Annotated in this window: 3 protein-coding genes; 2 read left to right on the top strand and 1 reads right to left on the bottom strand. The window is 67.1% G+C overall.

Features of this window, described 5'->3' with window-relative positions; genetic code table 11:
* Window positions 1–295: 295 nt before the first annotated feature.
* Window positions 296–1,420 carry a DUF2332 family protein gene (locus AX708_RS02440; RefSeq protein WP_066531934.1) on the top strand — a complete coding sequence of 375 codons (1,125 nt, stop codon included), beginning with the start codon at window positions 296–298 and terminating at the stop codon, window positions 1,418–1,420.
* 146 nt (window positions 1,421–1,566) lie between these two features.
* Window positions 1,567–4,065, top strand: coding sequence for a TonB-dependent receptor domain-containing protein (locus AX708_RS02435; RefSeq protein WP_066531945.1), 2,499 nt, complete (start codon window positions 1,567–1,569; stop codon window positions 4,063–4,065).
* A 74-nt stretch (window positions 4,066–4,139) separates the two neighbouring features.
* Here AX708_RS02435 and AX708_RS02430 read toward each other — a convergent pair whose 3' ends face one another.
* Complete coding sequence (locus tag AX708_RS02430; protein ID WP_066531948.1) at window positions 4,140–5,423, bottom strand: HD-GYP domain-containing protein; 1,284 nt, start codon at window positions 5,421–5,423, stop codon at window positions 4,140–4,142.
* Window positions 5,424–5,594: the final 171 nt, after the last annotated feature.

Below are 5,594 nucleotides of genomic sequence, written 5' to 3'. Positions count from 1 at the left end.
CGGCAGCGGTGGTGGCGAGCAGGACGGTAGTGAAAATGGTCGAAAGGCGCATGCCTCGAGAACTCCGGATGATTGGCACGGATCGGCTGAGCGTGGCGATAGGTCACGGCGATTTAACCACGCCGCTTTGGGCCCCTCGGTAATGTTACGGGTCGCAGGGCTGGCAGCAGGCGGTCTGACCCAAGTGCCTGTCCGTGCGGTGTTTCCTGCGGCTTTTCCCTAGGCGCGCGAGGAAGAAACTTGTCGGGTGCCCACTATGCAGGGCGTCCCTTCCAGCGATTGCGGGCGACCCTTTTTGTCCTTTCAGTTCAACCCCGACACTCTCGTCCCGGCACGCCCGACCGGCCCCGGCGCTGCATTGCCGCGCGCGGTGCGACAGCTGCGGATCGAGGCGGCCAAGGCGCACGGATTTGCCAAGCCGCGAGCCGCCGCGCTGATGGCCGCGCTCGCCCGGGTGCTGCCGCAGACCGGCGGCGCGGTGTTTGCCGCGATTGAGGCATGGCCGGGCGATCTGGCCTCGGACGGCGTGATCTTCCGCCTCAACGCCGGGCTCCATGCGCTAGCGCGCGGCGGGCGCGAGCCGGGCGTGCTCGGCGCGCTTTACCGCGGCGGTACGATGCCCTCGTCCTTCGCGCTCGAGGCTGCGCTGGCCCAGGCGCTCGACGTCCATGCCGGCGAGCTTCTCGGCTGGCTTGCGCATCCCACACAGACCAACGAGGTCGCGCGGGTTGCGGGGCTGGTGGCTGCGCTGCTCGAACTCGGGCGGGCGCGGGCGTTGCCTTGCGAGGTGTTCGAGTTGGGCGCAAGCGCGGGGCTCAATCTGAACTTCCCCCGCTATGCCGTGCGGATCGGTAAGGTGAACGCCTGCGCGTCGGCGAGCGCGGTCACGCTGGCCCCTGGCTGGCGCGGGGGGGCTGCCCCCGGCGGCTCGCTGTGCGTCACCTCCGCCCGCGGCGTCGATCTCCACCCGCTCGACGTGGCGCAAGCCGGCGACCGCGAGAAACTCGCGGCCTATCTCTGGCCGGGCGAAACCATGCGCGCCGCGCGCCTGGCCGCGGCGATCGGGATTGCCGAGGCGCACCCGCCGCAGGTCGACACCGGGCTGGCGAGCGCATGGCTGCTGCGTCAATTCGCGCAGCCGCAGGCCGAGGGTGTCCGCCGCGTCGTCTTTCATTCGATGGTGTTGCAATACGCCGGCGACCGTGAGCGCGCCGCCATTGACCAGGCCTTCGCCCTCGCGGGGGCGCGCGCCGAGCCCGATCGCCCGCTGGCGCGCGTCAGTATCGAATGGCGTGCGGACCGCGCTGCGGTGGAGCTGCGCATCGCACAGTGGGACGGCGCGGGCGAGCGGGGTGAAGCGCGTCTCGCCGCGCTCTGCCACCCCTACGGCGAATGGATCGAATGGCGCGGGCTGACCTGAGGCCGGGCGCCGGCCTGCGGTCTTTCCCTAGCGTCAGTCCCTAGGCCCCCCTTTCGTCTCCGCCAACAAAGCCGCGCCTATCGGGCAAGGCGCACTCGATGAAGCCGGGCTGGAGGTAGTCCCGGCACAACGGGGGGAGCCATGCCATGAAAAACAGAACCAGACTGCTGCTGCTCGTTGCCACCAGCGCGTTCGCTGCGCCCGCCTTTGCCGAAGAGAAGGTCGGGGGCGAAGAGTTTGCCGAGACCGAAGCCGATGCCGCCCCGTCCGACACGCCGGCCAAGCCGGCTGCGGAAATATTCTCGACCGGCATGGCCAAGGGCCGCGACCGGCTCGACAGCGCGACCTCGACGAGCGCCCTCAAGGGCGATGACATCCAGCGCTTCGGCCCACGTCCGCTGGGCGATGTCCTGCGCACCATGGCCGGGCTCAGGGTCGCCACCGGCATTGGCGAGGGCAACAACAACTACACCGTGCGCGGGCTGCCGCTGGCCGCCGGCGGCTCCAAATACATGCAGTTCCAGGAAGACGGCCTGCCGGTGCTCGAATTCGGCGACCTCTTCAATGTCGCGACCGACGTCTATCTGAGGAACGACTTCACCGTGAACGCGATCGAGACGATCCGCGGCGGCTCGGCCTCGACCTTCGCGTCCAATTCGCCCGGCGGTATCGTCAACATCATCTCGCGCACCGGCGAGCAGGAAGGCGGGCGCGCGCAATTCTCGACCGGGCTCGATTTCGACGAGAAGCGCATCGATTTCGATTACGGCGGCAAGCTCGGGGAGAACACCCGCTTCTATGTCGGCGGCTTCTACCGCCAGGGCGAAGGTCCGCGCGACATCGGCTTCACCGGCTGGCGCGGCGGGCAGATCAAGGCCAACGTCACCCGCAGCTTCGAAGGCGGCTATGTGCGGGCCTATTTCAAGCTGCTCGACGACCGTTCGCCGACCTTCGCGCCCTATGCGGTCAACATCACCGGCACCGATGCGGACCCGACGATCCGCAGCTTCCCCGGCTTCGATCTCCGGCGGGATTCGACCCTCTCGGGCTTCCTCGGCCCGGTCATCACGCTCGATCGCAACAACCAGCCGGTCGCGTTGCCGATCAGCACGGGACAAAGCACGAAGTCGAAGTCGGTGGGCTTCGAGGCGCAGTTCGATATCGCCGGATGGACGATCACCGAAAAGGCGCGCTACGCCGTCAATGGCGGCGATTTCAGCCGGATGTTCCCCAACCGCCAGAACACCGTGTCGGCCTTCGCCGCTTCGATCGGCGGGGCAGGATCGACCGCGGCCTATGCCAGCGGGCCGCTCGCCGGGCAGGCAATCCCGGGAAGCGCGCTGATCAACGGCAACGGCCTGTTGTCGCTTTATTTCGTCAGCTTCGTGCGCGCGAAGTCGCTCGACAATTTCACCAACGATCTGCGCGCGAGCAAGGTCTGGAACGTCGGTGGTGGCAAGCTCACCACCACCGCCGGGATCTATTATGCGACGCAGGAACTCGACACGACCTGGCTCCACACCGCGATGATTGTCGATGCGGCGGGCGGCGGGAACACCGCGCAGGTCGATATCTTCAACGCTGCGGGCCAACCGCAGACGCTCAACGGCTATTTCGCCTTCGGGCGCGAGAGCAGCCTGTTCCGGCGGATCTTCGACGTCGATTACCGCGTGATCGCGCCCTATGGTTCGGTCAATTTCCACATCGGCAAGCTCGCGGTGGGAGGCTCGCTGCGCTACGATAGCGGGCGCGTGCGCGGGCAGCTGTTTGGCGCGGACCTCGGCGGCGGCCGCGTCGGGCTCACCAGCTTCGATTTCAACCGCGACGGAGTGTTCAACCCGGCCGAACGCCGAACCGCCTTCCTGCCCCTGGATCGCCCCGCGCCGGTCAACTACGATTACGGCTATCTCAACTATTCGGTCGGCGTGAACTACCGCGTCGCCGAGCCGTTCTCGGTCTTCGCGCGCTACAGCAAGGGCGCGCGGGCGGCGGCAGACAAGGTGCTCTTCACCCCGACGGTCGACCCGCTCACCGGCAATGTCGCATCGGGCGACCGGCAGGACGATGTCATCCAGTACGAGGCCGGCTTCAAGCTGCGGCGCGGCGGGATCACGGTCAACGGCACGGTGTTCCATGTCGAGGCTGAGGACCAGAACGTCCTCAACGGCGCGGCCAATGCCACCAACCGCACCTACGAGGCCGAGGGCGTCGAGCTGGAAGGCACCTTCCAGCGCGGCATTTTCAACCTGATGCTGGCGGCGACCTATACCCGCGCCAAGATCACCGAGGATCGGCTCAATGCTGCGCTCACCGGCAAGGAACCGCGCCACCAGCCCGATTGGGTGCTGGTCGCGGTGCCGACGCTCGACTTCGGCAAGTTCGCCATGGGGGCCAACGTGGTCACGATCACCGGCTCCTACGCGCAGGACAGCAACCTCCTGCGCATGCCCGGCTTCACCACCGTCGGCGCCTTTGCCGAGTATCAGGCGGCCGAGAACCTGCAATTCACGCTGAGCGCGCAGAACCTGTTCGACACGCTCGGGATATTCGAGGTCAATCAGGCGAGCGTGCCCGCCAACGGCATCGGCTTTGCGCGCGCGGCGAACGGCCGAACGGTGCAGGCATCGCTGCGGCTCGCCTTCTGACGCAGAAGGGAGGCGCACAGAAAATGGCCGGCGAGCGATCGCCGGCCATTTTCGTTTGCCTCGGGAAAAAGGGGTCAGGCCTGGGCCTGGTTGCGGTAGGCGCTGAGGAACACCAGCTCGCGCAGCTGTTCATCCGCGGGCAGATCGAGCCCCGAAAGGTCCGCGATCCCGAGGATGCGCTCGTTGTCGTTGCATTCGGCGAGCGCGATCCGGTGCGGCAGAATGCGCTCTCCGGTGTCGAGCGAATAGAAGGCTTGCACCACCGGGCGCAGCGGGTCCTTGCGGTCCTCGTCGATCACCATCGCGATCCTGCGGCTTGCCAGTGTCACGAAGGAGCCGACCGGATACATCCCGACCGTCTCGACGAAGAGACGCAGGATCTCCTGGTCGAAGGCGCCCTCGCGTCGGCGTAACGCGGCGACGGCTTGCGCAGGATCCATCGGAGCGTGCCCGCCGTAGCCGGCAAGCCGCTGTTCGAAGCTGTCGCAGATCGCCGCCATCCGGGCGACGGTGGGGATGTCGTCGCCCGCGCGGCCTTGCGGGAAGCCGCTGCCGTCCATCCGTTCGTGATGATAGAGACACGCGTCGAGCACCAGCTGCGGCAGCTCCCCATCGTTGGCCAGAGCGCGGTAGCCGAGCATGACATGGCTTTGCCAGACGGCTTTGGGCATGCTGCGGAAATCGGGATCAGGCGAGCTTTGCACCTGTGGCAGGTAGGTGACGCCGATATCGATCAGCAGTCCCGCCAGTCCGCAATTGTGGATCTCGACCGGGTTCAGCCTCATCCTGTCGGCGAGCGCAACCATCAGCGCACTCACCGACAGCGCGTGGCGGAAAATCCTCTCGTTCTTGAGCTTGCAGCGCATCAGGCCGCTGAAGGCTTGGGGGTTGCGCCTGACCGATGCGAGAATGTCGTTCACCACCGGCTCGACCTTGCGCACGTCGAGCGCCTTGCCGAGCCGGGCGGCCATGATGGTCTTGCCGAGCTTTTCTCGCGCCTGCTCCGCGATCGCGGCAGCGTTGGCGAGCTCCTGCGCCATCGTCACCGGCCCCGTGGAGGAGGCCTGCACCGCGGTGCGCTGCTTGATGTTGCGGATGCGCGCGGCGGCGGGCGAGGTTGCGGCGGGGGCCGGGCGCGCCTCGCAGGGCCGCGGCGCGGGCGCAGGCTTGCCCACATCGCGGCCCTTCGCGGTGTCGATCACCACCGCGCGCAACTTGCTCGACTTGATCGCGGCCAGCTTCTCGTCGTCTTCGATCAGGAACTTGGCCTTCCAGAAGGGATGGTCGAACCATCCGCCCTCGAACTTGTGGACGAACATGCCCAGTTCGAGATCGGAAACTGCGATCTGCTTCAACATGAGGTCTGCCCTGCTCTCGGGATCGAAGGCGCAATCTAAGGTTCGGGGCCTTTGCGTTTGGCTGTCGCGAACCTCGGGGTTTTCCCTAGGTGGCGGATAGAGGGTCGGGTGAGCGCGGTGTCAGAATTCGCTCCAGTCGTCCTCGGCCAGAGCGGGGGAGGGTGCGGGTGC

It is taken from the genome of Erythrobacter sp. CCH5-A1 (assembly GCF_001557115.1).
GTDB lineage: Bacteria > Pseudomonadota > Alphaproteobacteria > Sphingomonadales > Sphingomonadaceae > Erythrobacter.
The sequence above is the reverse complement of the archived record's forward strand: the minus strand, read 5'-3'. Positions and strand labels throughout refer to the sequence as shown.

What these genes read in the sequence shown, in the direction of transcription:
- AX708_RS02435 (WP_066531945.1), top strand. Translation starts at nt 1,567, where the DNA reads ATGAAAAACAGAACCAGACTGCTGCTGCTCGTTGCCACCAGCGCGTTC.
- AX708_RS02430 (WP_066531948.1), bottom strand. Translation starts at nt 5,423, where the DNA reads ATGTTGAAGCAGATCGCAGTTTCCGATCTCGAACTGGGCATGTTCGTC.